Raw genomic sequence first — 25,606 nt, 5'->3', positions numbered from 1 at the left:
GTGGCCATGGCAGACGACCGAGTCCGAGTGCGCGGAGGTAGCGGAATGAGCCTGTCCAGACGGGGATTGCTGGCCGCCGGCGGCGCGATGGGCGCCGTGGGTGCGGCGGGCGCGGCCGGTACGGCGGGCGCGGCGCGTGCGCAGGCCGCGGGGCCGGTCCCGGCCGCCGCGCGTTCGGGAGACGCGACCGGCGCCCGGCACCCCGGCGGCGGCGCGCGGGTCCGTACCGGCTTCGACCGGCTGGCCGCCGACGGCTACCGGCTCCTCGCCGGGGAGAAGGTCGGCGTGGTCACCAACCCGACCGGCGTCACCTCCGACGTACGCCACATCGTGGATGTCATGCACGCCGACGCGCGCGTGAAGCTGGTCGCCGTCTTCGGCCCGGAGCACGGCTTCCGCGGTACGGCGCAGGCCGGCGGCTCCGAGGGCCGCTACGACGACCCGGCCACCGGACTGCCCGTCTACGACACGTATCTGAAGAGCGGTCAGCCCCTCGCGGACATCTTCACCGCGTCCGGGGTCGACACCGTCGTCTTCGACATCCAGGACGCGGGCGCCCGCTTCTACACGTACATCTGGACGCTGTACGACTGCATGGAGGCGGCGGCGCTCGCGGGCAAGCGGTTCGTGGTGCTCGACCGGCCCAATCCGGTGACCGGGCGGGCGGCCCTGGGGCCCGTCCTCCAGCGGGAGTTCGCGACCTTCGTGGGGCGTCAGCCGATCTCGCAGGCGCACGGCATGACCGTCACCGAGCTGGCGCGGCTGTTCAACGGCGAGTTCCTCACGTCGAAACCGGTGGAGCTGGACGTCGTCACGATGGCGGGCTGGCGGCGCGGTGACTTCTTCGACGCGACGGGCCTGCCCTGGGTGCCGCCGAGCCCCAACATGCCCACACCGGAGACCGCGCTGGTGTACGCGGGGACGTGCCTCTTCGAGGGGACGAACCTGTCGGAGGGGCGGGGCACGACACGGCCGTTCGAGCTGCTGGGCGCGGAGGGCATCGGCCCCGAATGGGCCGCGGCGGCCAACGCGCTGGAGCTGCCGGGGGTGCGCTTCCGTGAGGCGTACTTCGCGCCGACCTTCTCCAAGTTCCAGGGCAGGACGATCGGCGGGGTGCAACTCCACGTCCACGACCGGGAGTCCTTCGATCCGGTCCGCACGGGTGTCGCGCTGCTGGTGACGGCGAAGCGGTCGTGGAGCGGGTTCGCCTGGCGCGCCGACCACTGGATCGACAAGCTGACCGGGTCGGCGAAGGTGCGCACGCTGATCGACGCGGGCGCGGACACGGACGAGGTGACCGGCGCGTGGCGGAGCGAACTGGCCGCGTTCCGTGCCGTACGGCGGGGATATCTGCTCTACCGGTGACCGCGCGGCCGATAACAGTCGGTAGTCCGACGATTTCGCAGAGTGCCCAACAGGTGCCGTTGACCGTGCCGTTCACCGGCCGTGAAAGTGCCTGTCGTGATCGACGAAACTCTGTCCCCCACTCCCACGGCGCCCGCCGCGGACACTCCGGAACACCGGGAGGGTCCGCGCCGGGTGGCCGTGGCGAGCTTCATCGGCAACACCATCGAGCTCTACGACTTCTTCATCTACGGCATGGCGGCGGCGCTGGTCCTCGACGACGTCTTCTTCCCCAACCTCTCCCCGCTCAACGCCACGCTCGCGTCCTTCTCCACGTACGCGGTGGCCTTTCTGGCTCGCCCGATCGGCTCAATCGTCTTCGGCCATTTCGGTGACCGCGTCGGCCGCAAATCCGTTCTGGTCACCTCGCTGCTGCTGATGGGTCTGTCCACGGCGCTGGTGGGGCTGCTGCCCGGCTACGCCACCCTGGGCAGTTGGGCGCCCCTGCTGCTCGTCACGCTCCGTTTCCTCCAGGGCATCGGGATCGGCGGCGAGTGGGGCGGCGCGGTGCTCCTGGCCGTGGAGCACGCGCCACGCGGACGGCGCGGGCTGTACGCGGCGTTCCCCCAACTCGGCCCGCCCGTCGGCTTCTCCGCCGCCACCGGCGTCTTCTGGCTGGTGTCCGCGTCGCTCGACGAGGCGGCCTTCGCCGGCTGGGGCTGGCGTATTCCGTTCCTGCTGTCCTTCCTGCTGGTCGCCGTCGGACTGGTCGTACGGCTGAAGATCAGCGAGACCCCGGTCTTCGCGCGGTCCGTGGCGGAACGGGCCGCGAGCAGGGCACCGCTGATGGAGCTGCTGCGGTGCCATACGCGTGAACTGCTGCTCGGCGCGGGCTCGATGGCCGTCGTGTACGCCCTCTTCTACACCTCGATGACCTACGGCCTGTCGTACACCACGACCACCCTGGGCGTGCCGCGCGAGACGATGCTGGCGCTGTCCCTGGTCGCCTGTCTCTTCCTGGCGGCCGGTATCTGGTTCTCGGCCACCCGCTCCGACACGGCCGGCCGGCGGAGACTGGTCCTGACGGGGGGCGGACTGGCCGCGGTCTGGAGCCTGTTGCTGTTCCCGCTGCTCGACACCGGGCGGCCGGTGCTGATGGCGCTGGCCCTCGGCGGCGCGCTGTTCTGTCTGGGCGTGACGTCCGGTCCGATGGGCGCCTACCTGCCGGAGCTGTTCCCCGCGCGCGTCCGCTACTCGGGCGCGTCACTCGCGTACAACCTGGGCGGCGTCCTGGGCGGCGCGGTCTCCCCCTTGGTCGTGCCGCGCCTCCAGTCCGGCTTCGGCTCGGCGTCGGTGGGCTGGTACGTCTGCGGGATGGCCGTGGTCTCCCTGCTGTGCGTGCGGGCGCTGCCGGAGACCAGGGAACGCGAACTGGGCTGACGCGAGACGCCGCGGCCCCGTCCCCGGGCGGTGCCGCCGCCCGGGGCAGGCCGCGGCGCCCGCGTCCACCACAACCGCCATGGTCCTCCGCACGCGCCGGGCACACGCGCGTGTGCCGTGCACACCCGCGCGCCCGGACGCGTGCCGGAACCGGCCTCTACCGGTGGCTCGGGAACTCCACCACCTGCTGGTACGTCGGCCTGTTCTGCCAGTTGACCTTGGGGTGGCTGATGCCGCCCAGCGCCCGGTGGATGATCGTGTCCGTGCACCACTGGTCGCCGGCCGCGCAGTTGTCGTCGCCCGGGTAGACCGCACCGGCCGGCGCCGCCGCCGCTGTCTTGAGGGTGGTGAGCAGCGCGTCACGGCAGGCGCTCAGGGAGCCGCCCCCGCAGTACGTGTCCGGTGTCGGGGCCTGGACCGGGTCGCCCAGGACCTGCCGGAGGTCCTTGTCGACATATCCCCACCAGCCGTACTGGAACGCGGAGCCGCTGTGCGCGCCCGTCGGGCCATGGCTGGAGGCCGGGGACTCGTCGGTCGGGAGCGAGGCGGTGAGCGCCTGGTAGAGACCGTCGCCGAGACCCGGCTTGAACGCGGCCTCGACCAGCCTCGGCCACCACGCGTCCATGATCCGTACGGCGTCGGCGTTCCCGTATGTGTGCGAGCCCTGTGCGGTCTCCTTGCGCGGGGAGCCCGCCGCGCGCCAGGCTTCCAACTGTTGTACGGCGGTGCTGAGCTGGGGATCCGTGACGGGCGCCGAGCGCAGCACCTTCAGCAGTTCGGGCAGTACCTGCTCGCCGCGCAGATCGGTCACGGCCGCCTCGGCCATCGCCCGGGTGAGGGAGGCGCGGGTGACCCCGCCGTCCGCGACCAGCTTCTTGACGCGGTCGTCCAGCAGATCGCCCCGGTGCACGGCGCCGAAGCCGAAGCCCGCCGTGTCGTACTCCTTCGCCTGCCGGTTGTTCCAGGAGATGTAGTAGTCCTGTCCGACCGACTGCGGATGCTGGGCGAACGGCGTGTACGCGGCGGTGTTGGGCCCCGGGTCGAAGCCCTGCCACTCGTACGCCTGCTCGGCCTTGACCGGCAGCGCCGGATCGACACCCGCCGCGCGCACCGGGTTCGAGCCGCTGTTGAAGAAGGCGGCCGTGCGCGAGTCCGCGTAGAACCAGTTGAAGGCGTAGCCGATGCGGTGCGCGGCCTGCTGGAAGGAGGCCGCGTCCTTGGTGTACGCGGGGTCGTTGAGCATCTGGAAGCCGATGATCGACTCGGCTTCGTGCCGGTAGGTGGTCCGCAGCGAGGTGTACGCGACGGGTTTGCCGCCGATGGTCGCACGGTGGGTGACCATGCCGTACTTGGTACGCCAGACCTGGAGCCGGTAGGAGCCGGCGGCGGTGGAGTCGGCGACGGTCGGCTTCCAGGAGTTGCTGCGCTCCATCTTCTCCATCGGGGTGCAGACGGAGCGGTAGAGGTAGTGCGTGGACGCCTTGGTGGCGGGCGAGCCGTTGGGTTCACACAGCTCGACGGCGTACGTGTCGGTGATGTCCTGGCCCGCCGAGGTGGCGCTCCAGGCGTAGTCCTGGCCGCGGCCCATCTGGACGTACATGCCGACTCCGGCGAAGGCGACGCCGCGGGCGCTGATGCCGGGGCCCTGGAGTTCCTGGAGCATCATGAGCTGTGGCGCGAAATAGCCGGTCTGCGGGCCGAAGACGGCCACGGGATTTCCGCTCGCGGTGTGCCGGCCCGAGACGAGCAGCGCGTTGGACATCCCGCGCTTGGCGGAGAGCGAGCCCGGCGGGACGACACCGTCGTCGAAGAGGCCCTGGAGCGGCTTGAGTTTCTCCGGGGCGGCGACCGGGGCCTTGGCGTTCGTCACGGCCGAGCCAGTCCTGTCGTACACCAGCTGTTCGGCCTGGACCGAGCCGGCGTCGGGCAGGGCCGTGCCGCGCGGCTGGGCGGGCTTGCGCGCGTACGGGAAGCGGGTGCCGTCGTGGACGGTGAGCACGGCCTCGGGGTCGTCGCGCTGGCGGAACGACTCCCAGACCTCGGTGCCCTTGACGACGCCGTACTTCTGCTGGGCGGCGAGGAGCGAGAGCGCCGCCTGTACCTCGCCGCCGCCCCCGCCGCCGAACTGGCCGCCGACGACGGACGCGATGGAGATCAGATCGGTGAGCTTGAAGGGCTGGATCTCGCCGACGTTGGTGATCGAGTCGATCTTGCCGGTGAGTACGTACTCGCCGGGGAAGTAGCGGCCGTCCTTGGACTTCTGGCGGTAGGCGTTGATGCCGTCGACATACGCCTGCGCGTCCGCCATGGCCAGCTCGCCGCGCTCGCCCTCGGTGGTCCTGATCCGCTCGATCTGGGCCTCGTACTCCGCTTCGGTGTACGGCGCCGAGGGCCAGAACTGCTGCTCAAGGCCCTGGTTGGCGAGGGCGCCGCCCGCGAAGGACGTCAGCTCACCGCGGCCGATGTGACGGAACAGGTCCATCATCCACAGCCGGTCCTGCGCCGCCGCGTAGCCGGCGCCGAACTCGGTGCCGTAGCGGGTGGTGCCCTTGATGTGCGGGACGCCGGTCTTCTTGTCGCGGGTGATCGTGACGTCGTCGCGCGGGGCGGTGACGGATTCGACCTGGTTCGCGGGCACCCCGAAGGAGGCGTCGTTGAAGAAGTCGGTGAGCTTCGCGTCGGTGAGTCCGCCGTGACCGGCCACCAGCGCGTCGTACCGGGCGAGTTGGTCGGAGGCGTGGGCCGGGAAGGTGCCGAACAGACGGTTGCCGAGGATATCGGCGAGGGTGGCGTTGCCGTTCTGGCCGGGCGGCAGGATGTCGGCGCACTGGCCCTGGCAGTGATCGGTGACGGGGTCGGCCGCCGCGCCGCGGGCGTCCGCCGCGGAGGCGGGTGCCCGCGCGGGTTCGGCGGCGGCCTGCGGCAGCGGGGTCAGCAGGGCCGCGCCCAGCGCGAACACCGCCGCGGCGGTGGCGCTGGTGAGTCTTCCGGTGCGTCGTCGCATGGGTGCTCCTCGGGGAGGACGGTGCGCCGGAGGTTACCGACGGTATGACCGATCGGTAAGGTGAACATCAGTCACCTTTCCCGAACCGTCATATGCCGGTTCCTGTGAATCGTTATCGAATTCAGCTCGATAACAACCGGAATGTCGGAATCCATGGGTGCCATCTGTTTTTTGATGGAGCCGAATGGGGCAGACGTACGTCCATTCCTCAACGCCGATGAAGCGACGGAGGTGGCATGCGATGGCCGGATTCCGGAGTCTTGCGAGACAGGTGCGCGACCCGCGATGCGATCTGGCCTTGCGACGGTACTCACTGCGCAAGTGCTTGGAACGGTTTGCCCCTTATGGGCACCGGGCGACCTGGGATCACCTGTGTGCGAGGCACAGTATCGAGCCCGAGGACAGGGCGCCCGATCCGGTGCGGCTGATGGCCGCGCTGGACGAGTTGGAGGAGGCGCGGGCCGTATGGCTCGCGTACGAGAGGGAGTTCGCCGAACGGCGCAGGCGCGAGAAGCACGACGGGCTGCGGCGCCCCAAGAGCTTCGACGACTGGCACCGGCGGACCTGGGGCGGTAACGGCGTCGCCCGGTGCGACGACCCGGCCGCCCATCCGTCCGAGTCACTGGCCGAGGTGCTGCGCCGGCTGATCTCCGGACTGGAGACGGGCCCGGGGGCGAACTGCCCGGTCTGCGCGGACCGTGACATCGTCTGGCGCCCCGACCTGGAGGGCGAACCCTGGTCGGGACCGGTCTGTACGGGCTGCGGCATCGTCGTACCGCTGCCCGTCCTCACGTCCGATGCGCTCGACCGGGCGAAGCGGGCGCGGTTCACGGATCTGGCGTCGGTGGCCTGAGGTCTGCGGGGGCGGACTGCGGAGACGGCGCGCCCCCGCGGTATCGATGACCGGTGCGAGGTGACCCGTGCGACGGTGATCCGCACGAGGGTGATCCGCTCATGTGCCGTTGCGGCGGCGCGTCATGTGCCGTTACGGCCGCGCGCGGAGGTCAGGAGCACTCGGGGTTCTTCGGGGCCCGGCGCTCCGGGAGCAGGCGCGATCCCGTCATGCGCTCACCGAAGACGTCGTCAGGGTTGGACAGCACACAGGTTTCCAGAGACAGGCAGCCGCAGCCGATGCAGTCGGTCAAGTGATCACGGAGCCGCCCGAGTTGCGTGATGCGCTCGTCCAGCTCCGCGCGCCATGCCTCGGAGAGCCGGGCCCAGTCGTCCCGGTTGGGGGTGCGCTCCTCGGGGAGTTCGGCCAGGGCGTCCCTGATCGTCGCGAGCGGGATGCCCACGCGCTGGGCGGCGCGGACGAACGCCACGCGGCGCAGTGCGTCGCGCCCGTAGCGGCGTTGGTTGCCGCTGGTCCTGCGGCTGCGGATGAGCCCCTTGGACTCGTAGAAGTGCAGGGCGGACACGGCGGCGCCGCTGCGCGCCGACAGCTGACCGACGGTCAGCTCGTGGATCTTCTCGGGAACCTGTGACACTCCGCCCACCCTAGGGCCTCTCGTCCGGGCGGTGCCCCTGCGTCCACCGTGGACGACCCCATCGTCCGCCCTGGATGCCCCCTGTGTCCGCGTTGACAGGAGCGCGCCCGCCCAACATGCTGAGCAAGCGCTTAGACAGGAGCGCTTGACGGGCTTCACGGGCTTGAGAGGCAGGGAGCAGGGACATGGCCGAGCCGAGGATCTTCACCTCCGCCGAGGAGCTGCGCGCCGGGATCGGCGAGCAGTTGGGGCACAGCGAGTGGCTGGAGATCGACCAGAAGCGGATCGACCTCTTCGCCGAGGCCACCGGTGATCACCAGTGGATCCATGTCGACCCCGAGCGGGCCGCGGCGGGGCCGTTCGGTACGACGATCGCGCACGGCTATCTCACGCTGTCGCTGCTGCCGGTGTTCGTGCCGCAGATTCTGCGGGTCGAGAACGTGCAGATGGGCATCAACTACGGGACCAACAAGGTCCGTTTCCCCTCCCCCGTACCGGTCGGCTCGCGGCTGCGCGCGTCGGCGGTGCTGACGGACGTGGCGGAGGCGGGCGGCGGGGTGCAGCTCACCACGCTCGTCACGGTCGAGCGCGAGGGCGGCGAGAAGCCGGCCTGTGTGGCGGAGTCCGTGTCCCGGTTCTACTTCTGAGCGTTCCGTTTCCGCGCGACCCGATTCCGCGCGCGCTGCTTCCGCACGTTCCGCTTCCGGGCGGGTGCTACTTCTGGACGGCGACCATGCGCAGGACGAGGTCGGCATAGAGCGCGCCGACCTCGTCGGGGGTCCTGGCCCCCGCCGCGTTGAACCAGCGCGCCACGTCGATACAGAGCGACAGCACCGCGAGCGTGGTGCCCCGCACATCGGGGACGTCGAACTCCCCGTCCCGTACCCCGTCGACCAGGATGCGCCGCACCGCCGCCGAACTGAGCCGCCGCAGTTCGACGATCTCGGCGCGGTGCTCAGGACCGAGCGCGTCCAGCTCGTACTGCACGACCCGCGCCGTGGTGTGCCCCTCGGCGTGCCAGCGTACGAAGGAGTGGACAGCCTCGGCGAGCCGCTGCGCCGCCGTGCCCTCACCGTCGGCAGCGGCCGTCAGCAGCGCCAGGGCCTTGTCGTGGCCGATCCGGCTGATCCGGTGGAGCAGCTCTTCCTTGGTCTTGTAGTGGATGTAGAGCGCCGCGGGACTCATCCCCGCGCGGCCGGCGATATCGCGGGTGGTGGTGGCGTGGTACCCACGCTCGGCGAACGCCTCGACCGCGGCGACCAGCAGTTTCCTGGCCGCCTCCGGGGTGACCTCACCCCACGGCGCGTTCTCGCCGTCCGCCGTCCGCTCCGCCGCGCGCATCGCTCACCTCGTCCCGTTCCGTCCGGCTCACCCGTCCCGCCCGGCCCATCGGGCGGGACGAACACCATACCCCGAGGGTGAGCAAGCGCTTAGGTCCTGTCCGGTCGATCTTCGTGGATCAGCCCGGGACGTCTGGCGCGGTGGATCGCAAGGCGGACCGGCGACGACCGCTGCATCCTCAAGGTCGTCGCCCGCTCCATGCGCCACCTCGAACAGACCACCGGCCGCATCGCCGGCCTCGGGTCCGTCACCACCACCATCGTCTGCTCCAGCCCCTTGAAGGACCGCGCCATCACCGCCGCCGCCCTCGACGACCGAACGACGGCGACCGACCGGATCGCCCGGCTCGGCCCTGTTCTCGTACGGCGACAGGTGCCGGCCGGGCCGACACGCTCAGAGCTTCTGGAAGGGATCGTGTTCGGCGAGGATCTTCTCCAGTCTCGCCTGGTCGACCCGGCTGACGATCTGCCCGGCCTCCTGCCGGTCTCTGACGACCTTGGCCAGCGTGAACGCCGAGGTCGTCAGATAGAGGACGGCGATACCGAGGAAGCCGCGCACCCACGCGCTGGCTTCGAGCTTGATGATGCCGATGGTCACGGCCGCCAGCGCGAGGCCGAAGGAGAGGACGGCCTGACCGTAGAAGGCCGCGGTGTTCTGCTGCTTGACGGGAGTCTCAGTCATAACGGTCAGCATCGGGGGCTGTGGCGGGCGCCACATCCGTATCCGTACTCAGCCGGTACTCAGAAGGCCGACACGCCCGTCAGCGCCCGGCCGATGATCAGTTTCTGGATCTGGCTGGTGCCCTCGTAGAGCGTCATCACCCGGGCGTCGCGCAGGAGTTTGCCGACCGGGTACTCATCGATGTAGCCGTATCCGCCGAAGACCTGGAGGGCGTTGTTGGCGGCGCGCACGGCGGCCTCGGAGGCGAAGAGCTTGGCCTTGGAGGCGGCGGTGGCGAACTCCTCGCCCCGGTCGATCAGATCGGCGACCCGCCAGGTCAGCAGCCGGGCCGCGTCCACATCGACCGCGATGTCGCTGATCAGCTCCTGGACCAGCTGGTAGTGGGCGATGGACCTGCCGAACTGCTCACGCTCCCCCGCGTACCCGACCGCCGCTTCGAGCGCGGCCCGCGCGATCCCGACGCAGCCCGCGGCGACGGACATCCGGCCCTTGGCGAGCGCGGACATGGCGAGGGAGAAGCCCTTGCCCTCGGGTCCGAGCAGCGCGGTGGCCGGGACCCGTACGTCCTCCAGGGTCAGTTCGGCGGTGGCCTGGCCGCGCAGTCCGAGCTTGCCGTGCAGCTCGCGCCGGGTGAGCCCGGGGCTGTCGGCCGGTACGAGGAAGGCGGAGAGGCCCCGGTGTCCGGGGGCGTCGTTGGTACGGGCGAACAGCAGGACGACATCGGCCCAGGTGCCGTTGGTGATGAACATCTTGGAACCGTTGATGCGCCAGTCACCGCCGTCCCGCACGGCCCGGGTCGCGAGACTGGCCGCGTCTGAGCCCGTGCCGGACTCGGTGAGCCCGAAACAGCCGAGCGTACGGCCGGAGGCGAGCCCCGGCAGCCACGCGCGTTTCTGCTCCTCGTCGCCCCAGGCCGCGATGGACTTGGCGACGAGACCGAGCGATACGGAGACGATGCCGCGCACCGACGAGTCGCCCCGGCCCAGCTCCTCCGTGACCAGGCAGTACGCGAAGTGGTCGCCGCCCGAGCCGCCGTACTCCTCGGGCACGGTCAGGCCGAGGAAGCCCAGCGCGCCGAGCTTCGCGACGATCCCCCGGTCGACGCTCTCGCGCCGGTCCCAGTCGGCGGCGTACGGGGCGATGTCGCGGTCGACGAAGTCCGCGGCGAGTTCGCGCACCGCCTCGTGCTCCTCGCTCAGCTCCAGATCCACCGGCGCACTCCACAGTTGATCAGCACCGCAGTTACTTAGCACTGCTAGTTTCTGGTTGGCAGGCCCTACTATGTGCGCCATGGCCAGACCGCGCAAGCCCCTGCTCAGCAGAGAACGCATCGTCGCGACGGCGGGCGCGCTGGTGGACGCCGAGGGCCTGGAAGCGGTCTCCACCCGGCGGCTCGCCGCCGAGCTGGGGGTGAGCGGGCCCTCCCTCTACAACCACTTCCGCACCAAGGACGAGATCCTCGAAGCCGTCGCCGACGCGGTCAGCGCGCGGGTCGATCTGTCGATGTTCGGGGAGACCGACGGCCGCGACTGGCGCACCGCGCTGCACGACTGGGCCGTCTCCTACCGCACGGCCCTGGCCGACCACCCGCATCTCGTGCCGGTACTCGCCGTCGGCCCCGGCCGCCGGCCGGCCGGACTCCGGGTCGCCGACGCCGTCTTCGGCGCGATGGTCCGGGCCGGCTGGCCGCCCGCGCAGGCCACCCATATCGGCGCGCTGATGCGGTACTTCATCACCGGCTCGGCGCTCGGCTCGTTCGCCCGCGGCTTCGTCGACGACGCGACGGCGTACGACCCGGCCGACTATCCGCACCTCGGCCAGGCCCATCTGCTCGCCGAACGGCAGCAGCAGGTGGACGAGGGCGCCTTCGAGACCGGGCTGCGGGCGCTGCTCGACGGTCTCTCGCTCCAGTACGAGCGGTACGCGTCGGGCTAGCCACCACACTTCGGCCCGCGCCGAAGCGTCCCTGACGCACCCTGGAGAGATGGCACGCACCGAGCACCCCCGTCACGCCGGACCGTCAGGGCGGTCCGGGCCCCGGCTCGCCGCCCTGGCCGCGCTGCTCGCCGACGACACCCGCGCCGTCTTCTGTCTCGCCCTGCTGGACGGCCGGGCGTGGACGGCGGGCGAGCTGGCGCGGTACGCCGGCGTCGCTCCGTCGACCGCCAGCGAACATCTGGGAAAGCTGATCGCGGGCGGACTGCTCGCGGAGGAGCGGCAGGGCCGGCACCGCTATGTACGGTTCGCCGACCCGCGCGCCGCCCATCTGGTGGAGGATCTGGCCGCGCACACCACGCCCCCGAAGGAGCCGCCGCGCACGCTGCGCGCGGCCGGGGCGAACAGCGCCATGGCCCGGGGGCGCACCTGCTACGACCATCTCGCCGGGCGCCTCGGACTGGCGATCACGGACGCGCTGACCGTACGCGGACTGCTCCGCCAGGACACCGGTTTCGCCCTCACCGACCGGGGCGTGGCCTGGTTCCGGGAGCAGGGCATCGGGCTGGAGCGCTCCGGCCGCCGGCCGCTCGTACGGTCATGTCTCGACTGGACCGAGCGCAAGCCGCATCTGGCCGGGGTGGCGGGCGCGGCGCTGTGCCGCCACGCGCTGGACACCGGATGGTGCGTACGGATCGGCTCGGAGCGCGCGGTGAAGGTGACCGAGGACGGGGAGCGGGAGCTGTACGAGAGGCTGGGGATCGAGCCCGGGATATTGCGGTGAGGGCCGAAGTGTTGTCCGCGTACCTTCACCGTATGACGCACTCGACGACCTCCGCCCGTCCCGCCCCCGCGACCTGGCTGCCCGTGGCCGCGGCGGCTGTGACGGTCGTGCTCTGGGCCTCCGCCTTCGTCTCCATCCGCAGCGCCGGCGCCGCCTACTCGCCGGGGGCGCTGGCCCTCGGCCGGCTGCTCGCGGGCGCGGTCGTCCTCGGCGCGGTCTGGCTCATACGGCGCGAGGGGCCCCCGCCGCGGGCCGCCTGGCCCGGGATCGCGGTGTCGGGTCTGCTCTGGTTCGGCGTCTACATGGTGGTGCTCAACTGGGGTGAGCAGGAGGTCGACGCGGGCACGGCCGCGATGGTCGTGAACATAGGCCCGATCCTCATCGCCCTGCTCGGCGCCCGGCTGCTGGGCGAGACGCTTCCGCCCCGGCTGGTGGCGGGCATGGCGGTGTCGTTCGCGGGCGCGGTGGCCGTGGGGCTGTCGATGTCCGGCGAGGGCCACGCCTCGGTGCTCGGCGTGCTGCTGTGCCTGCTGGCGGCGGTGGCCTACGCGGGCGGCGTGGTGGCGCAGAAGCCCGCGCTGGCGACGGCGAGCGCGCTCCAGGTGACCACCTTCGGCTGTCTGGTCGGCGCGGTCGCCTGTCTGCCGTTCGCCGGACAACTGCTCGACGAGGCCGCGAGCGCCCCGCTGTCGGCCACGCTCAACATGGTCTACCTGGGCGTCTTCCCGACCGCGCTGGCGTTCACGACCTGGGCCTACGCGCTGGCCCGTACGACGGCGGGCCGGATGGGCGCGACGACGTACGCGGTCCCGGCGCTGGTCGTCCTGATGTCCTGGCTGTTCCTGGACGAGATCCCGGGCCTGTTCACCCTGGCGGGCGGTGCGCTGTGCCTGGCGGGGGTGGCGGTGTCACGCTCGCGTCCCCGTCGTGGCGCCGTGATCGCGCGGCACGACGGCGAGGCCGGCGAAGCCGGCGAACGCGCGGGCGGGGGCGAACCGGCGCCCGCGCCGACGGGCACGCGCCACGAACCCCAGGGGCCCTCCCGGCACTGAAAGGGTCCCGGCCCTAGAAGACGACCAGGGCCCGGCCTCCCCGGCCCGCGAGCATGTTCTCGAACGCCGCCGGGATGCCGTCCAGCCCGATCCGTTCGGTGACCAGCGTGCTCAGGTCGAACCGGCCCGCGCGGATGTGCTCCGCGAGCACCGGCAGGTCCCTCGACGGGTCGCTGTTGCCGTAGACGCAGCCGGAGAGCGTACGGCCCCAGTGGAACAGTTCCAGCGCGTTGAAGGTGACCTGCTGGTCCTTGCCGCCGATGCCGACGACCGTCGTACGGCCGCCGCGCCGGGTGGAGTCCCAGGCGGTACGGATGGTCGTGGCGCGGCCGACGCACTCGACGGCCACATCGGCTCCCCGGCCGCCGGTGAGCCGGCGGATGTCCTTGGCGGTGGTGTCGGAGGCGACGACGTACTCGGTGGCTCCGGCCGCGCGCGCCAGCGCCTCCTTCTCCGGGGAGACGTCGACGGCGACGACCGGCCCCGCGCCGGCGATCCGGGCGGACTGGAGGACGGCGAGACCGACCCCGCCGACGCCGAGGACCACGACGGACTCGCCCTCGCGGACGCGCGCCGCGTGGTGGACCGCGCCGTAGCCGGTGAGGACGGCGCAGCCCAGGAGGGCGGCGTCGGTGAGCGGTACCCCGGCCGGGAGCGGCAGGACACAGTTGGCGGCGACGACGGTCTCCTCGGCGAACGCCCCGACGTTCAGGCCGGGGTGGAGGTCCGTGCCGTCGGCGGTACGGGCGTGGACGCCCGCCGCGCCCGCGAGCGCGCTGTCGCAGAGCCAGACCTCGCCGATGGCGCAGGCCGGGCAGGTCCCGCAGGACGGGGCCCAGTTGAGGACGACACCGTCGCCGGGCGCGACATGCGTGACGCCCTCGCCGACGGAGACGACCGTACCGGCGCCCTCGTGGCCGAGGACCGCGGGGAGCGGGATGCGCATCGTGCCGTTGGACAGGGACAGATCGGAGTGACAGACACCGGCGGCGGCGAGACGGACCCGTACCCGGCCGGGACCGGGTTCGGGCAGCTCGATCCCCGCGATCTCCAGCGGGGCTCCGACGGCGGGCAGGATGGCGGCGCGGATCACGAGGGTTCTCTCCCGGTTCAGAGGCGATGCGAGTGTTGCGGCGCGGGGCACCGCGGGCGTCCGGGTGTCACATGTCCACCAGGCCCGGCATGTCCCGCGGCGCCGGGCAGATCCGGCGGCCGTAGTCGTCGAAGACATAGAGATGCGCGAGATCGACGAGGATCGGCACCTGCGCGCCCGTCCGCAGCCGCATGTCGGGGCCGGTACGGACGACCAGATCGCTGGCCGAGATGGCGGCACGCTCCGGACTGTACGTGGCCGGGCGCGGCGGTTCCGGATCGTCGAGCGCCACGACGGGACCGCTGATCCGGCCGATCGTGCGCTCCTTGAGCCGCTCCAGCATTCCGGGGCCGCTCCTGCCGCGGCGCCGGACGGGCGACCTGGGCCGCGGGGATTCGAGATCGGCCACCACCGCGGGCCGGGAGCCGATGTCGAGATGCACCAGCGCCTCGTGGCCCTGGTACTCCATGTGCTCGACGATGCCGCTCAGCGCCACCTCACCGGAGCGGGCCTGGCTCGGCGGGGCGATACGGGCCGCCTCGGAGCGCAGCCCGACGATGATCTGCCTGCCCTGCTGGATACGGAGCAACTGGTGGTCGGAGCTGAGGGGTTCGGGCAGCGGGAGGCGTTGTTTGCCGAGGTCGATGGACATCCGTCCGTCCAGCGGCGCGAACACCACGGCCTGGAGGAGGTTGATCCGTGGGGTGCCGATGAACGCGGCCACGAACACGTTCTCCGGCAGCGCGTACACCTCGCGCGGCGAGCTCACCTGCTGGAGCACTCCGCCGCGCATCACCGCGACCCGGTCGCCGAGCGACATCGCCTCGCCCTGATCGTGAGTCACATAGACGGTGGTGACGCCCAGTTCGGCGGTGAGCTGGGCTATCTCGGCGCGCAGATGGCTGCGCAGCTTCGAGTCGAGATTGGAGAGCGGTTCGTCCATCAGAAAGGTGGAGGGCCGCCGGGAGATGGCCCGGCCCATCGCGACACGCTGGCGTTCGCCGCCGGAGAGCTGGCTCGGATAGCGGTCGAGCACGCTCTCGATACCGAGCATCCGGGCGGTGGCGTCGACTCGTTGGGTGCGGTCCTCGCGCGGATTCTCCAGCATGAGGGGGAACCCGATGTTGTCGCGGTTGGTCATGTTCGGGTAGAGCGCGAAGTTCTGGAACACCATCGCCATGTCGCGTTCGCGCGGCGGGGCGTCGTTGGACAGCTCGCCGTCCAGGAGGAGTTCGCCGTCGGTGATGTGCTCAAGCCCGGCGATCATGCGCAGCACGGTCGATTTACCGCATCCCGAGGGGCCGAGGAGCACCACGAACTCGCCTGGTGCGATATCGATCGAGAAGCGGTCGACGGCGCGCGTGGAGCGTCCGTACACCTTGCTGACGCTGTGCAATGAGATGGCGCGAGTCATGAATGGTTCCGCCCGGGAGGAAGAAAAGTGGAGCGGGTGCGACGCCTGAAGTTAGCCGACTACGCGCTGTCAGGGAATGACCTGCGAGAAGGTTGAGTGACCTTGAGGCGCTCAGGGACGCTCGCGGGGACCGGGCCCCCGCCTCAGGAGGTGTCGCGGGCCGGGGCCGGGCGGCGGCCGGGCTCGGCGGCGGTCCCGGGCACCGGGCCGGCGGGTGTCCCGGTGGGCGCCGGGTCCACGGGCGTCCCGGCGGCCGGTGGGTCCGCGGGCGTCCCGCGTGAGGGATCCGCGGGCGTCCCGGATGACGGATCCGCGGGCGTCTCGGGTGATGGATCCGCGGGCTTCCCTCCCGACGCGCGCAGGCCGAGTCCGGCCGCGCCCACCAGCAGCCCGCCGAGCATCAGGAACGGCGCGGCCGTGCCCGCGACCCCCGCGACCAGACCGGCGGAGGCCGGGGCGGCGACCTGTCCGAGCCGGTTGCCGGTGAGCCGCAGCGCGAGGGCGGTGGAGCGGGCTCCGTCGGGGGCGGCCCGTACGACGGTCGTCATGGACAGCGGCTGGCCGACGCCCAGACAGAACCCGAGCGCCGCGAGCATCAGGGCGAGCCCCCACACCGGTACGGGCAGCGCGATGCCCGCGCACAGCAGGCCGCCGAGCAGACAGGTGACGGTGAGCAGGACCGTACGGCCCAGCCACCGGATCATCGGGGTCATCACGAGCCGGCAGGCGATGGTGGCCGCGGCGCGCAGGCTGAGCAGGAGCCCGATCACGGTGGGCGTGATCCCCCGCTCCTCGCCGATGACCGGAAGGTAGGCGGTGAGGATGTCGGTCGCGGAGAGCACGGCCAGGCTGATGAAGATGCCCGCCGGTACGCCCCTGGTCCGCAGGATGCGGTGGACGGGAACCTTGGCGGAGCGCCGGGCGGCGGACGCGCCGCGGGCCGTACGCGCCTCCAGCCGCCACAGGGAGACGAAGGACACGGCCGCGGCGGCGGCCGAGACGAGCAGCGCGAGGCCGCTCGTACGGGCCATCTCGCCGCCCTGGCCGGAGACCAGCAGCCCGGCGGCGACCGGTCCTGTCAGCTGCCCGAGGGAGGCGCCGATGGTGAAGTGGCCGAAGTTGCGGTCCTGTTCGTCCGGGGCGCTGCGGCGGGCGACGATCGACTGGGCGCCGATGACGAAGCAGAGATGGCCGAGGCCCATCACCCCGCTCCAGGCGGCCAGTTCGGGCAGGGAGCCCGACGTACCGCTGAGCGCGCAGCCGGCGGAGATGAGGACCACACCGGCCACCAGCAGGGGGGCGCACCGTCCGTGGTCGGTCCTGCGGCCGAGCGGTACGGCGGCGAAGAGCGGCAGCAGCGCGTAGACCGCCGTGATCACCCCGATCGCGCGCTCGTCCGCGCCCACGGACAGTGCCCGGTAGGAGACCGCGGGGCGCGCCATCGATACCGCGCCCTGCGTGAAACTGAAGGCGATGACCAGACGGAGGAGCCAGCCCCTCCCAACGGGCGCCCCGAGCGGAGCCTGCGCGGGGCCCATCAGATGATGCCGAAGAGGATCCCGGCGGCGAGCACCACGAGCGAGGTGAGCGCGGCCCACTTGACCGTGAACTTGGTGTGGTCGCCGAACTCGACCTTGGCCATGCCGACGAGGACGTAGACGGCGGGCACGAGCGGGCTCGACATGTGCAGCGGCTGGCCGACGAGGGAGGCGCGGGCTATCTCCAGCGGGGAGACGCCATGGGCGGCGCCGGCCTCTGCGAGCACGGGCAGGACTCCGAAGTAGAAGCCGTCGTTGGACATGAAGTAGGTGAGCGGCAGGCTCAGCACCCCGGTGACGATGGCCATGTGCGGGCCCATGCCGTCCGGAATGGCGCCGACGAGCCAGTCGGCCATGTGCTTGACCATACCGGTGCCGGTGAGGACGCCGGTGAAGACGGCGGCGGCGAAGACCATGCCGGAGACGTTCAGGACGTTGTCGGCGTGGGCCGCGATCCGGGCCTTCTGCTCCGTCATGTTCGGGTAGTTGACGGTGAGGGCCAGGGCCGCGCCGAGGAGGAAGAGGACCGGGATCGGCATCAGTTCCAGGATCATCGCGGCGAGCAGGGCGACTGTCAGCGCGGCGTTGAACCAGTAGAGCCGGGGGCGCAGGGTCGCGCGGTGGGGGTCGAGCCCCTGGAAGCCGTCGTCGTCGGACGTCTCGTCGTGGTCGGCGGCGCCGGTGCCGCTGCCGCCGGTGCCGGTGGTACCGCCGGTGGCCTTGCCCGTAGCACTACCGCCCTTGCCGGAGCCGGTGCCGTCGGCCGTCGCGCTCGTACCGCCGCCGGCCTTGACCAGTACGGTCCCGCTCGTGGTCTCGCTCTCCAGCGCCTCGTCGAGGGTGAGGACGCCCAGCCGCTTGCGCTCCCGGAGGCCCAGGACGTAGGCGAGGAGGAACACGGCGAGCAGTCCGACCCCGAGCGCCGGGATCATCGGGACGAACACATCGCCGGCGTCGACCTTGAGCGCGGTGGCCGCGCGGGCCGTCGGACCGCCCCAGGGCAGGGTGTTCATCACGCCGTTCGCGGTGGCGGCGACGCCGGTCATCACGATCCGGCTCATCCCGAGCCGCTTGTAGAGCGGGTACATCGCGGAGACGGTGATCATGAAGGTGGTGGAGCCGTCGCCGTCCAGCGAGACGATCGCGGCGAGCACGGCCGTACCGACGACGATCCGCATCGGGTCGGCCTTGCAGAAGCGCAGGATGCCCCGGACGATCGGATCGAAGAGCCCTACGTCGATCATCACGCCGAAGTAGACGATGGCGAACATCAGCATGGCGGCGGTGGGCGCGAGTTCGCCGACCCCCTTGATGACGTAGTCACCCAGTTGTCCGCCCTGCCCTACGAGGACGCAGAAGAGTGCTGGGATGAGTACCAGCGCCGCGATCGGCGACATCTTCTTCATCATGATCAGCACCAGGAAGGTGGCGATCATGACGAAGCCGAGGATGGTCAGCATTAGGAGGCCTCTCACGTTCACCTTTGAACTCCCGCCGGGGGCGGCGGTTCGGATGACGTTAGGTCTGGCCTCCAGCCGTTAACAAGATGTTGACACGCGAGCAATACGAGCAAAAGCCCAGGTCACGGCGGTGGTGGTAAAGGAGGGCTAAAGGAGTGGGGTGGCCGGCGACAGCTCGACGGGGAATCCGTTGAGCACCGCCGTGCCCGAGAGCGGGTCGAGCCGCGAGCCGTCGAGCAGCTGATTGACATTGACGCCGGGCCGGGCGCTCGCCACCGAGGTGCGGGTGCCCGGACGGTCGTGGCCCCAGCCGTGCGGCAGGCTCACCACCCCTGTCCGCACGGTGTCGGTGATCTCCACCGGCGCCTCCAGCGCGCCCCCGTCGGCGGTGATACGGACCGCCCCGCCGTCCTTGAGACCGAGCCGGGCCGCGTCGTCCGGATGGATCTGGAGGGTGCAGCGGTTCGAACCGCCGTTCAGCGCGGGGAGGTTGTGCATCCAGCTGTTGTTGGAGCGCAGATGGCGGCGGCCGACGAGCACCAGGGCGGCGGGCCGCTCGGCGAGGGCGGCGCGCAGCCGGGGCAGATCGGCGGCGAGGGGCGCGGGCAGCAGCTCGATCCGCCCGCTGCGGGTCTTCAGCGGCTCGGGGAGCCGGGGGCGCAGGGGGCCCAGATCGATGCCGTGGGGGTGTTCCAGCAGCCGTTCGAGCCGGAGCCCCGGGACGCCGGAGCCCTCCGGGACATCGCCCGTCCCGGTGGCGAATCCGTCGCCGTACGGGCCGAGCCGCAGCTTCAGGTCGAGCTGTCGCTCAGGTCCGCTCACGCCGGTGAGCAGCGCGGACAGCTCTCCGGGGTCGCGGCCGTGCACGGGCGAGTGCGGGTCGGTCACGGCCCTGGCGAGCGTACGGTCGATGGCCGTCTCGTCCACGGCCGAGGGGGACACGCCGTCCATGCCGCTGACCGCGAGGACCAGCCGGGCCAGGATCTCGCTCTCGTCGAGCCGGCCCTCCTCCAGCGGGACGGCGGCGCGGGTGTAGCGGACCTGGTTCCGTACGGCGAAGCCATTGAAGGCGAAGTCGAAGTGGGCGCTCTGCGCGGGCGGCGGTGGCGGCAGGACGACATCCGCGTGGCGCGAGGTCTCGTTGAGATACGGATCGACGCTGACCATGAAGTCGAGGCCGGCCAGCGCCCGGTCGAGCCGGTCGCCGTCGGGCGCGGACAGCACGGGGTTGGCGGCGAGGGCGATCACCGCGCGGATCCGGCCCTCCCCCGGCGTCTCGATCTCCTCGGCGAGCGCGACGAGGGGCAGTTCGCCCTTGGCCTCCGGATGTCCGCCCACCCTGCTCGTCCAGCGGCCGAGCCTGAACCCCTTGCCGGGGGCGGGGATCCGGGGCGGCCGGTCGGTGGCGGAGAGCGGGAAGAGCGCGCCGCCGGGCCGGTCCAGATTGCCGGTGAGGATGTTCAGCACGTCGACCAGCCAGCTGGCGAGCGTGCCGTACTCGACGGTGCAGCTGCCGACCCGGCCGTAGACGGCGGCGGTGGGTGCGGCGGCCAGCTCCCGGGCGATCGTACGGATCTCCCCGGCGGCCATGTCGCAGGCCGGGGCGACCGCCTCGGGGGTGAAGTCCCGTATCGCGTCCCGCAGTTCGCCGACGCCTTCGACCTGGCCGGCGAGCGGTCCGAGGTCGGTGAGCCGCTCCTCGAAGAGGACGTGGGCGAGGGCGGCGAGCAGCAGGGCGTCCGTACCGGGCCTGATGGGGACGTGCCGGTCGGCGAGCCGTGCCGTGCGGGTGCGGCGCGGGTCGACGACGGTGAGCGTGCCGCCGCGCCGGCGCAGCGCCTTCAGCTTGCCGGGGAAGTCGGGCGCGGTGCAGAGACTGCCGTTGGAGTCCAGCGGGTTGGCGCCCAGGAGCAGCAGATGGTCCGTACGGTCCAGATCGGGTACGGGGATGGCGAACGCGTCCCCGAAGAGCAGCCCGCTGGAGACATGCTTGGGCATCTGGTCGAGGGTGCTGGCCGTGAAGAGGTTGCGGGTGCCGAGCGCGCCCAGGAGGAGCTGCGGATAGAGGGCCCCGGCCATCGTGTGGACATTGGGGTTGCCGAGGACGACGCCGACGGACTGCGGCCCGTACTCCTCGACGAGTGGCCGTATCCGGGCGGCTGTCAGCGCGAACGCCTCCTGCCAGCTCGCCTCCCGCAGCTCCCCGTCGACGCGGACGAGCGGGACGCGCAGCCGGTCGGGGTCGGCGTCCAGCTCGCCGAAGGACGCTCCCTTGGGGCAGATGAAGCCCCGGCTGAAGACATCGTCGCGGTCGCCCCTGGCACCGGTGACCCTGGTCCCCTCGATGGTGAGGGTCAGTCCGCAGGTGGCCTCGCAGAAGGGGCAGATGCGCGGGGCGGTACGGGTCCGCCCCGCCTCCGGGGTGCGTGGTGCGTCTTCGGGGTGCATGGGCCCTCCGGGCGGCGGCAGCGGTGACGCGCGAGCACCCCGAGCATACCGACCGGTACGGACAACGCCAGGGGAAAGAGGGAAAGCGGCAGGAGGGAAGGGAGGGGGGACGGGAGGAGGGACGGGGAAAGGGGGCGCGAGAAGCCCGGCCGGACGCCCGCGTCAGTCGAATGTCCTCGCGAGATAGGCGCGCAGCAGCTTCCTGGTCTCCCCCACGATCCAGGGATCACCCGCCGGATCCGTACGGAACGCCAGCTGGAGCAGCGCGTCGGCGGCCTCGACGGCGACCAGGACCGTGCGCTGCAACGCCGGGTCGGGGGCCCGGCCCAGATGACTGGAGAGCAGTCCCGCGAGGCGTCTGGCGACCCGGTGGTTGGGATCGGTCGCCGGGTCGACGGGGATACGGTCGAGGGCCTGGGGCCGGGTACCGAGCGGGAGCTGGGCGCCGAAGTCCACGAGCGAGAAGCCGGGCACGGTGCGCTTCATGGAGAGGTACTCGTCCAGTACGGCGTCGATGGCGCCCCGCCAGTCATTCGGGTCGAGCGTCGCGAGCCGGTCCGCGATGCCCTCGGTATAGCTGTCGAGATTGCGCCTTCCGAGTGCGTCCGCCATGGCCCGCTTGTTGACGAAGAAGCGGTAGACCGAGCCGATGGGAACGCCCGCGCGGGCGGCGACGGCCCGGGTGGACAGCTGCTCGTACCCGGCCTCGTCGAGAAGCGCCCCGCAGGCGTCGAGGATCCGGGCCAGCCGCTCCGTGCTGCGCTGCTGCACAGGCACTCTGCGGAGCCCTCCGACCTCGGACTCTTCGTCGGCCTCCGCGTCCGCCCCGGGATCGGCGTCGGGGACGGAGTCGGGCTCGGGCTCGGGTTCGGCGCCGGCCTGGGGCTCGGCATCGGGCTTGGTATGCGTACGGTCGCGTGACACGGGATCCATGATGCCGCTCGGCCCCGTTGACGAAGCGCACCACTAATCCTACGGTTGTCCATAGGATTAGCCTTCCGGGATTCCTTGACCGAGGAGCGGACGCGGATGACGAACGACATCGAGCAGGCGCGGAAGACGGCCGGGGCCTTGGACCACTCCTCCGGCTTCGGCAACGAGCACAGCTCCGAGGCCGTGCCGGGAGCACTGCCGGTCGGCCGCAACACACCCCAGCGCGCGCCGCTCGGTCTCTACGCGGAGCAGCTGAGCGGCAGCGCGTTCACCGAACCCCGCGCGCACAACCGGCGGACCTGGCTGTACCGGATCCGGCCGTCGGCCGCGCATCCGCCGTTCGCCCGTATCGACAACGGCTCGCTGCGCGGGGCCCCGTTCACGGAGACCGACCCCGATCCCAACCGGCTGCGCTGGGACCCGCTGCCCGAGCCCGCCCCCGGCACCGACTTCCTGGCCGGTCTGTGGACGCTGGGCGGCAACGGGGACGCGACCCGGCGCACGGGAATGGCGATTCATCTCTACTACGCCAACTCCCCCATGAGGGACCGGGTGTTCAGCGACGCGGACGGCGAACTGCTGATCGTTCCCGAACACGGCGGTCTGCTGATCCGTACCGAACTGGGCCTGCTCGCCGCCCGTCCGGGCGAGGTGGTGCTGATACCCCGTGGCGTGCGCTTCCGGGTGGAGCCGCTGGACGAGACGGCACGCGGCTATGTCTGCGAGAACCACGGCCGGCCCTTCGTCCTGCCCGACCTCGGACCGATCGGCGCCAACGGCCTCGCCAACGCGCGTGACTTCCGCGCTCCGGTCGCCGCGTACGAGGACATCGAGCGGCCGACCCAGGTGGTCAACAAGTTCTGCGGCAACCTCTGGGCCGCCACCTACGACCACTCCCCGCTCGATGTGGTGGCCTGGCACGGCAACCATGTGCCGTACGTCTACGATCTGCGCCGCTTCAACGTCATGGGGACCATCAGCTACGACCACCCCGACCCGTCGATCTTCACGGTGCTGACATCGCCGTCCGAGACCCCGGGCCTCGCCGGAGTCGACTTCGTCGTCTTCGCCCCGCGCTGGCTGGTCGGCGAGGACACGTTCCGGCCGCCGTACTTCCACCGCAATGTGATGAGCGAGTACATGGGCCTGATCGAGGGCGCGTACGACGCGAAGACGGCCGGCGAGGGCGGCTTCGTCCCCGGCGGCGGCTCGCTGCACAACATGATGTCGGCACACGGCCCCGACCGGCAGACCTTCGACCGGGCGAGCGCCGCCGAGCTGAAGCCGCAGAAGATCGACGACGGCCTGGCCTTCATGTTCGAGACCCGCTGGCCGGTGACGGCGACCGCGCAGGCGGCCGGTGCCGGCCATCTCCAGCGCGGTTACGACAACGTATGGCAAGGTCTGGAGCGCCACTTCAGGCCATGACCCGGAGTTTCGGACACACAGTCGTGGAGGTGCCACCCGTTTTGGAGTCGCCACAGCCGGGGAGTCGCCGGTGACCTCCTTCGCCCCGGACTCACTGATCCTGAACCGCAAGCTTCCACTCTGGTACCAGGTCTCCCAGTCGCTGCGCGCCTCGATACTGGGCCGCCGGCCGCACGATCCGCTGCGGCTGCCGACCGAGGAGCAGCTCGCCACGCACTACGGCGTCAGCGTGCTGACGATGCGTCAGGCGCTCAAGGAACTGGAGGAGGAGGGCCTGATCAGCCGGCACCGGCGGCGCGGCACCTTCATCGAACCGGGCGCCCGGCGCGGGGCGCCGCGCCGGCTGCTCGGCTCGATCGACGCGATCGTCGCCCAGCAGTCCGGTGAGCTGACCACACTCCTCGGCCATGGCCCGGCCCCGGTGCCCGGCGCGCTCGCGGAGTACTTCCCCGGGGCGGACGAGGTGATCACCTACCGCCGGCTGCGCTGCGACGGCGAGAGCGGCGAGCCCGTCAACTGGGCGGAGAACGCGGTCCGTCCGGATATCGCGGCCGGTATCGACGTGACGGATCTGGAGCGCTGGCCGATGACGAAGGTGCTGCGCGACCTGGTCGGGGTGCGGATCAGCCGGATCACGGACACGGTGGAGGCCCGGCTCGCGGACCCGGCCACGGCCGAGCTGCTGCGGGTGCCGCTGCTGAGCCCGATCCTGCACTACACGGGGGTGACGTACGACGAGAGCGGCCGGGTCGCGGACGTGGCGCGGATCCACTACCGGGGGGACCGGTTCTCCTTCTCGGTCACGGTGGAGCCGGACCTCAGGGCCTAGACCGTGTGGCGAACGTCCCGCCAGGGCAGCACCTGGCCGGGAGACAGGTGCGTCCAAAGTGCCCCGAAGCCTCCCTCGGCGGACCCCTCGCCGTGGCCGATAGCATGCGGCTCGGACTTACTCGTCCGGGCCCCGGCCGACAGGGCCCAGGGCGCACAGACCGACGGGAGGGGCGGTCCGCATGACGGCGACGCGGTCCGGGGCGACGGACGAGAGCCCGCTGCTGAGCGATCTCATGCCGTGGTCGACGCCCCCGCTGCGGTTCGGCAGGGAGTGGGTCCTCGCCCCCGACCGGCCCTCGCTCACCGCCCGCTGGGACCGGCTCGTACGGGCCGAGGGCGCCGAGCGCGAGGCGCTGTTCGGGCCGACCCGGGCGCGTACGCCGAACAGCGCGGTCGCCGCGCTGCCTGGCCGGGCCACCGGCACCGGGCGGTTCGCGCGGGAGTCGGGGCGCTGCCCCGAGCCGGTGCGGGTGCTCCATGGACCGTTCGACGAACAGTGGCTGATCCCGGACCACCGGCTGATCGACGCGGCCCGCCCCGAGCTGTGGCGGGTCGCCGACGACCACCAGGTCTTCGCCGTGGAGCAGGGCTACGTACCGGGGGCCGCGGGGCCCGCGCTGCTGGTCGGCGCGGTGCTCCCGGACGGCCGTTCGCCGGCCGGGCGGCCCGGCAGGATCCGGCCGCTCTACCGCAGGCCCGGTGGCACGGAACCCAATCTGGCCCCGGGGCTGACCGCCCTGCTGGCCGCGCGGTACGGCCATGAGGTCACCTCCGAGGAGCTGCTCGCCTGGGCCGTGGCGGTCGCCGTGGGGACCCCGGCCGGCTGCGCGGTGCCGCTGACCGCCGATCCCGCCGTCTGGGCCTCCGGGGTCGAGCTGGGGCGGCGGATGGTCCGGATCCAGCTGCGCGGGGCACACGGCGGTGAGCGGCCCCGGCTGCCCGGTGGCCGCCGCCCCTATGTACGGGCCGCCGTTCCGGCCCGGCCGGAGGACATCGGCTACGACCCGGCGGAGGAGGTGCTCCGGCTCGGCTCGGGCCGCATCTCGCCCGTACCGGCCGGGGCATGGGACTTCACGGTGGGCGGCGTACGGACGCTGGAGCTGTGGTTCGAGCGCCGTACCGCGCGTCCGGAGCCGGGCACGCTGGCGGCGGTCGGCCCGTCGGAGTGGCCGCGCGAGTGGACCTCCGAGCTGCTCGAACTGATCACGGTCCTCGCGCTCCTGGCGGAACTCCGGCCGCTCCAGGCGGAGTTGCCCGGGGCCGGTCCGGCGATCGGTACGGCGGAGCTGCGCGCCGCGGGCGTCCTGCCGGTCCCGGCGGCGGCGCGGCGGCCGGCCTCCGTACTGGACCACCACGAGGAGGGGCCGGAAGGCCAGTTCGCGCTGCTCTGACC

General features: G+C 71.8%; 21 protein-coding genes and 1 pseudogene. 11 read left to right on the top strand and 11 right to left on the bottom strand.

Going from position 1 to position 25,606, the window contains the following annotated elements; genetic code table 11:
* Positions 1 to 45 precede the first annotated feature (45 nt).
* Positions 46 to 1,365, top strand: a complete 1,320-nt coding sequence (locus ACIOGX_RS31525; protein ID WP_401918064.1) for an exo-beta-N-acetylmuramidase NamZ domain-containing protein — start codon at positions 46 to 48, stop codon at positions 1,363 to 1,365.
* A gap of 99 nt (positions 1,366 to 1,464) precedes the next feature.
* Entirely contained in the window at positions 1,465 to 2,784 is a 1,320-nt protein-coding gene (locus ACIOGX_RS31520; RefSeq protein WP_401918310.1) for an MFS transporter, read from the top strand.
* A 157-nt stretch (positions 2,785 to 2,941) separates the two neighbouring features.
* On the opposite strand, the gene ACIOGX_RS31515 is transcribed toward ACIOGX_RS31520, so the two are convergent.
* Complete coding sequence (locus tag ACIOGX_RS31515) at positions 2,942 to 5,788, bottom strand: penicillin acylase family protein (protein ID WP_401764855.1); 2,847 nt, start codon at positions 5,786 to 5,788, stop codon at positions 2,942 to 2,944.
* Positions 5,789 to 6,029: 241 nt separating this feature from the next.
* Here ACIOGX_RS31515 and ACIOGX_RS31510 point away from each other — a divergent pair, with 241 nt between their 5' ends.
* Positions 6,030 to 6,641 (top strand): hypothetical protein, encoded by a 612-nt coding sequence (locus ACIOGX_RS31510; RefSeq protein ID WP_129772552.1) that lies wholly within the window; start codon positions 6,030 to 6,032, stop codon positions 6,639 to 6,641.
* A gap of 151 nt (positions 6,642 to 6,792) precedes the next feature.
* Here ACIOGX_RS31510 and soxR read toward each other — a convergent pair whose 3' ends face one another.
* On the bottom strand, positions 6,793 to 7,275 hold the full coding sequence (gene soxR / locus ACIOGX_RS31505) for a redox-sensitive transcriptional activator SoxR (RefSeq protein WP_356518387.1): 483 nt from the start codon (positions 7,273 to 7,275) through the stop codon (positions 6,793 to 6,795).
* 185 nt (positions 7,276 to 7,460) lie between these two features.
* Here soxR and ACIOGX_RS31500 point away from each other — a divergent pair, with 185 nt between their 5' ends.
* Positions 7,461 to 7,922, top strand: coding sequence for a MaoC family dehydratase (locus ACIOGX_RS31500; RefSeq protein ID WP_129772550.1), 462 nt, complete (start codon positions 7,461 to 7,463; stop codon positions 7,920 to 7,922).
* A gap of 67 nt (positions 7,923 to 7,989) precedes the next feature.
* On the opposite strand, the gene ACIOGX_RS31495 is transcribed toward ACIOGX_RS31500, so the two are convergent.
* Entirely contained in the window at positions 7,990 to 8,616 is a 627-nt protein-coding gene (locus ACIOGX_RS31495; protein ID WP_129772549.1) for a TetR/AcrR family transcriptional regulator, read from the bottom strand.
* A 156-nt stretch (positions 8,617 to 8,772) separates the two neighbouring features.
* Between ACIOGX_RS31495 and ACIOGX_RS31490 the strand changes: the two are divergent.
* Positions 8,773 to 8,910 (top strand): annotated as a pseudogene (locus tag ACIOGX_RS31490) (Lrp/AsnC ligand binding domain-containing protein); the annotation flags it as partial.
* A gap of 99 nt (positions 8,911 to 9,009) precedes the next feature.
* Here the strand turns inward: ACIOGX_RS31490 and ACIOGX_RS31485 are convergent.
* Together ACIOGX_RS31485 and ACIOGX_RS31480 are read right to left on the bottom strand one after the other, a co-directional pair.
* Positions 9,010 to 9,297 carry a YiaA/YiaB family inner membrane protein gene (locus ACIOGX_RS31485; RefSeq protein ID WP_356518388.1) on the bottom strand — a complete coding sequence of 96 codons (288 nt, stop codon included), beginning with the start codon at positions 9,295 to 9,297 and terminating at the stop codon, positions 9,010 to 9,012.
* A gap of 59 nt (positions 9,298 to 9,356) precedes the next feature.
* Complete coding sequence (locus ACIOGX_RS31480) at positions 9,357 to 10,508, bottom strand: acyl-CoA dehydrogenase family protein (protein ID WP_356518389.1); 1,152 nt, start codon at positions 10,506 to 10,508, stop codon at positions 9,357 to 9,359.
* 70 nt (positions 10,509 to 10,578) lie between these two features.
* Here ACIOGX_RS31480 and ACIOGX_RS31475 point away from each other — a divergent pair, with 70 nt between their 5' ends.
* Genes ACIOGX_RS31475 through ACIOGX_RS31465 form a run of 3 tightly spaced genes read left to right on the top strand, consistent with a single transcriptional unit; the run spans position 10,579 to position 13,068 of the window.
* Entirely contained in the window at positions 10,579 to 11,232 is a 654-nt protein-coding gene (locus ACIOGX_RS31475) for a TetR/AcrR family transcriptional regulator (protein ID WP_401918308.1), read from the top strand.
* A gap of 49 nt (positions 11,233 to 11,281) precedes the next feature.
* A complete protein-coding gene (locus ACIOGX_RS31470) occupies positions 11,282 to 12,016 on the top strand; it encodes an ArsR/SmtB family transcription factor (RefSeq protein ID WP_401918062.1) in 735 nt (244 codons plus the stop codon).
* 32 nt (positions 12,017 to 12,048) lie between these two features.
* The gene (locus ACIOGX_RS31465; protein WP_401918060.1) at positions 12,049 to 13,068 is read left to right on the top strand and encodes a DMT family transporter; all 1,020 of its coding nucleotides are present in this window, start codon (positions 12,049 to 12,051) and stop codon (positions 13,066 to 13,068) included.
* Positions 13,069 to 13,081: 13 nt separating this feature from the next.
* On the opposite strand, the gene ACIOGX_RS31460 is transcribed toward ACIOGX_RS31465, so the two are convergent.
* The 6 genes from ACIOGX_RS31460 to ACIOGX_RS31435 form a co-directional block, all read right to left on the bottom strand.
* Positions 13,082 to 14,161 carry a Zn-dependent alcohol dehydrogenase gene (locus ACIOGX_RS31460; protein WP_401918058.1) on the bottom strand — a complete coding sequence of 360 codons (1,080 nt, stop codon included), beginning with the start codon at positions 14,159 to 14,161 and terminating at the stop codon, positions 13,082 to 13,084.
* 67 nt (positions 14,162 to 14,228) lie between these two features.
* Complete coding sequence (locus ACIOGX_RS31455; RefSeq protein ID WP_356518394.1) at positions 14,229 to 15,575, bottom strand: ABC transporter ATP-binding protein; 1,347 nt, start codon at positions 15,573 to 15,575, stop codon at positions 14,229 to 14,231.
* 143 nt (positions 15,576 to 15,718) lie between these two features.
* Positions 15,719 to 17,113 (bottom strand): MFS transporter, encoded by a 1,395-nt coding sequence (locus ACIOGX_RS31450; protein WP_401918056.1) that lies wholly within the window; start codon positions 17,111 to 17,113, stop codon positions 15,719 to 15,721.
* The gene (locus ACIOGX_RS31445) at positions 17,113 to 18,573 is read right to left on the bottom strand and encodes a CitMHS family transporter (protein WP_401918306.1); all 1,461 of its coding nucleotides are present in this window, start codon (positions 18,571 to 18,573) and stop codon (positions 17,113 to 17,115) included. Before ACIOGX_RS31445 ends, ACIOGX_RS31450 begins: the two co-directional genes overlap by 1 nt.
* A 147-nt stretch (positions 18,574 to 18,720) precedes the next feature.
* Positions 18,721 to 21,021, bottom strand: a complete 2,301-nt coding sequence (locus tag ACIOGX_RS31440) for a molybdopterin oxidoreductase family protein (protein ID WP_401918054.1) — start codon at positions 21,019 to 21,021, stop codon at positions 18,721 to 18,723.
* A 162-nt stretch (positions 21,022 to 21,183) separates the two neighbouring features.
* Positions 21,184 to 21,798 (bottom strand): TetR/AcrR family transcriptional regulator, encoded by a 615-nt coding sequence (locus ACIOGX_RS31435; protein WP_356518441.1) that lies wholly within the window; start codon positions 21,796 to 21,798, stop codon positions 21,184 to 21,186.
* Positions 21,799 to 22,050: 252 nt separating this feature from the next.
* On the opposite strand from ACIOGX_RS31435, the gene hmgA reads away from it, so the two are divergent.
* The 3 genes from hmgA (at position 22,051) to ACIOGX_RS31420 (ending at position 25,604) form a co-directional block, all read left to right on the top strand.
* Complete coding sequence (gene hmgA / locus ACIOGX_RS31430) at positions 22,051 to 23,382, top strand: homogentisate 1,2-dioxygenase (protein WP_401918052.1); 1,332 nt, start codon at positions 22,051 to 22,053, stop codon at positions 23,380 to 23,382.
* A gap of 70 nt (positions 23,383 to 23,452) precedes the next feature.
* Complete coding sequence (locus ACIOGX_RS31425) at positions 23,453 to 24,211, top strand: GntR family transcriptional regulator (RefSeq protein WP_356518398.1); 759 nt, start codon at positions 23,453 to 23,455, stop codon at positions 24,209 to 24,211.
* A gap of 181 nt (positions 24,212 to 24,392) precedes the next feature.
* Entirely contained in the window at positions 24,393 to 25,604 is a 1,212-nt protein-coding gene (locus tag ACIOGX_RS31420; protein ID WP_401918050.1) for a type ISP restriction/modification enzyme, read from the top strand.
* Positions 25,605 to 25,606 lie beyond the last annotated feature (2 nt).

This window comes from Streptomyces sp. NPDC088147, from assembly GCF_044741565.1.
Lineage (GTDB): Bacteria > Actinomycetota > Actinomycetes > Streptomycetales > Streptomycetaceae > Streptomyces.
Note: the sequence above shows the minus strand (reverse complement) of the source record. Positions and strands in the feature narration are given on the sequence as shown.

Excerpts from the sequence above, each read along its gene's own strand:
- ACIOGX_RS31525 (WP_401918064.1), top strand. The coding sequence starts at position 46 with ATGAGCCTGTCCAGACGGGGATTGCTGGCCGCCGGCGGCGCGATGGGC.
- ACIOGX_RS31515 (WP_401764855.1), bottom strand. The coding sequence starts at position 5,788 with ATGCGACGACGCACCGGAAGACTCACCAGCGCCACCGCCGCGGCGGTG.
- ACIOGX_RS31510 (WP_129772552.1), top strand. The coding sequence starts at position 6,030 with ATGGCCGGATTCCGGAGTCTTGCGAGACAGGTGCGCGACCCGCGATGC.
- ACIOGX_RS31500 (WP_129772550.1), top strand. The coding sequence starts at position 7,461 with ATGGCCGAGCCGAGGATCTTCACCTCCGCCGAGGAGCTGCGCGCCGGG.
- ACIOGX_RS31495 (WP_129772549.1), bottom strand. The coding sequence starts at position 8,616 with ATGCGCGCGGCGGAGCGGACGGCGGACGGCGAGAACGCGCCGTGGGGT.
- ACIOGX_RS31485 (WP_356518388.1), bottom strand. The coding sequence starts at position 9,297 with ATGACTGAGACTCCCGTCAAGCAGCAGAACACCGCGGCCTTCTACGGT.
- ACIOGX_RS31475 (WP_401918308.1), top strand. The coding sequence starts at position 10,579 with ATGTGCGCCATGGCCAGACCGCGCAAGCCCCTGCTCAGCAGAGAACGC.
- ACIOGX_RS31470 (WP_401918062.1), top strand. The coding sequence starts at position 11,282 with ATGGCACGCACCGAGCACCCCCGTCACGCCGGACCGTCAGGGCGGTCC.
- ACIOGX_RS31465 (WP_401918060.1), top strand. The coding sequence starts at position 12,049 with ATGACGCACTCGACGACCTCCGCCCGTCCCGCCCCCGCGACCTGGCTG.
- ACIOGX_RS31455 (WP_356518394.1), bottom strand. The coding sequence starts at position 15,575 with ATGACTCGCGCCATCTCATTGCACAGCGTCAGCAAGGTGTACGGACGC.
- ACIOGX_RS31450 (WP_401918056.1), bottom strand. The coding sequence starts at position 17,113 with ATGGGCCCCGCGCAGGCTCCGCTCGGGGCGCCCGTTGGGAGGGGCTGG.
- ACIOGX_RS31445 (WP_401918306.1), bottom strand. The coding sequence starts at position 18,573 with ATGCTGACCATCCTCGGCTTCGTCATGATCGCCACCTTCCTGGTGCTG.
- ACIOGX_RS31440 (WP_401918054.1), bottom strand. The coding sequence starts at position 21,021 with ATGCACCCCGAAGACGCACCACGCACCCCGGAGGCGGGGCGGACCCGT.
- hmgA (WP_401918052.1), top strand. The coding sequence starts at position 22,051 with ATGACGAACGACATCGAGCAGGCGCGGAAGACGGCCGGGGCCTTGGAC.
- ACIOGX_RS31420 (WP_401918050.1), top strand. The coding sequence starts at position 24,393 with ATGACGGCGACGCGGTCCGGGGCGACGGACGAGAGCCCGCTGCTGAGC.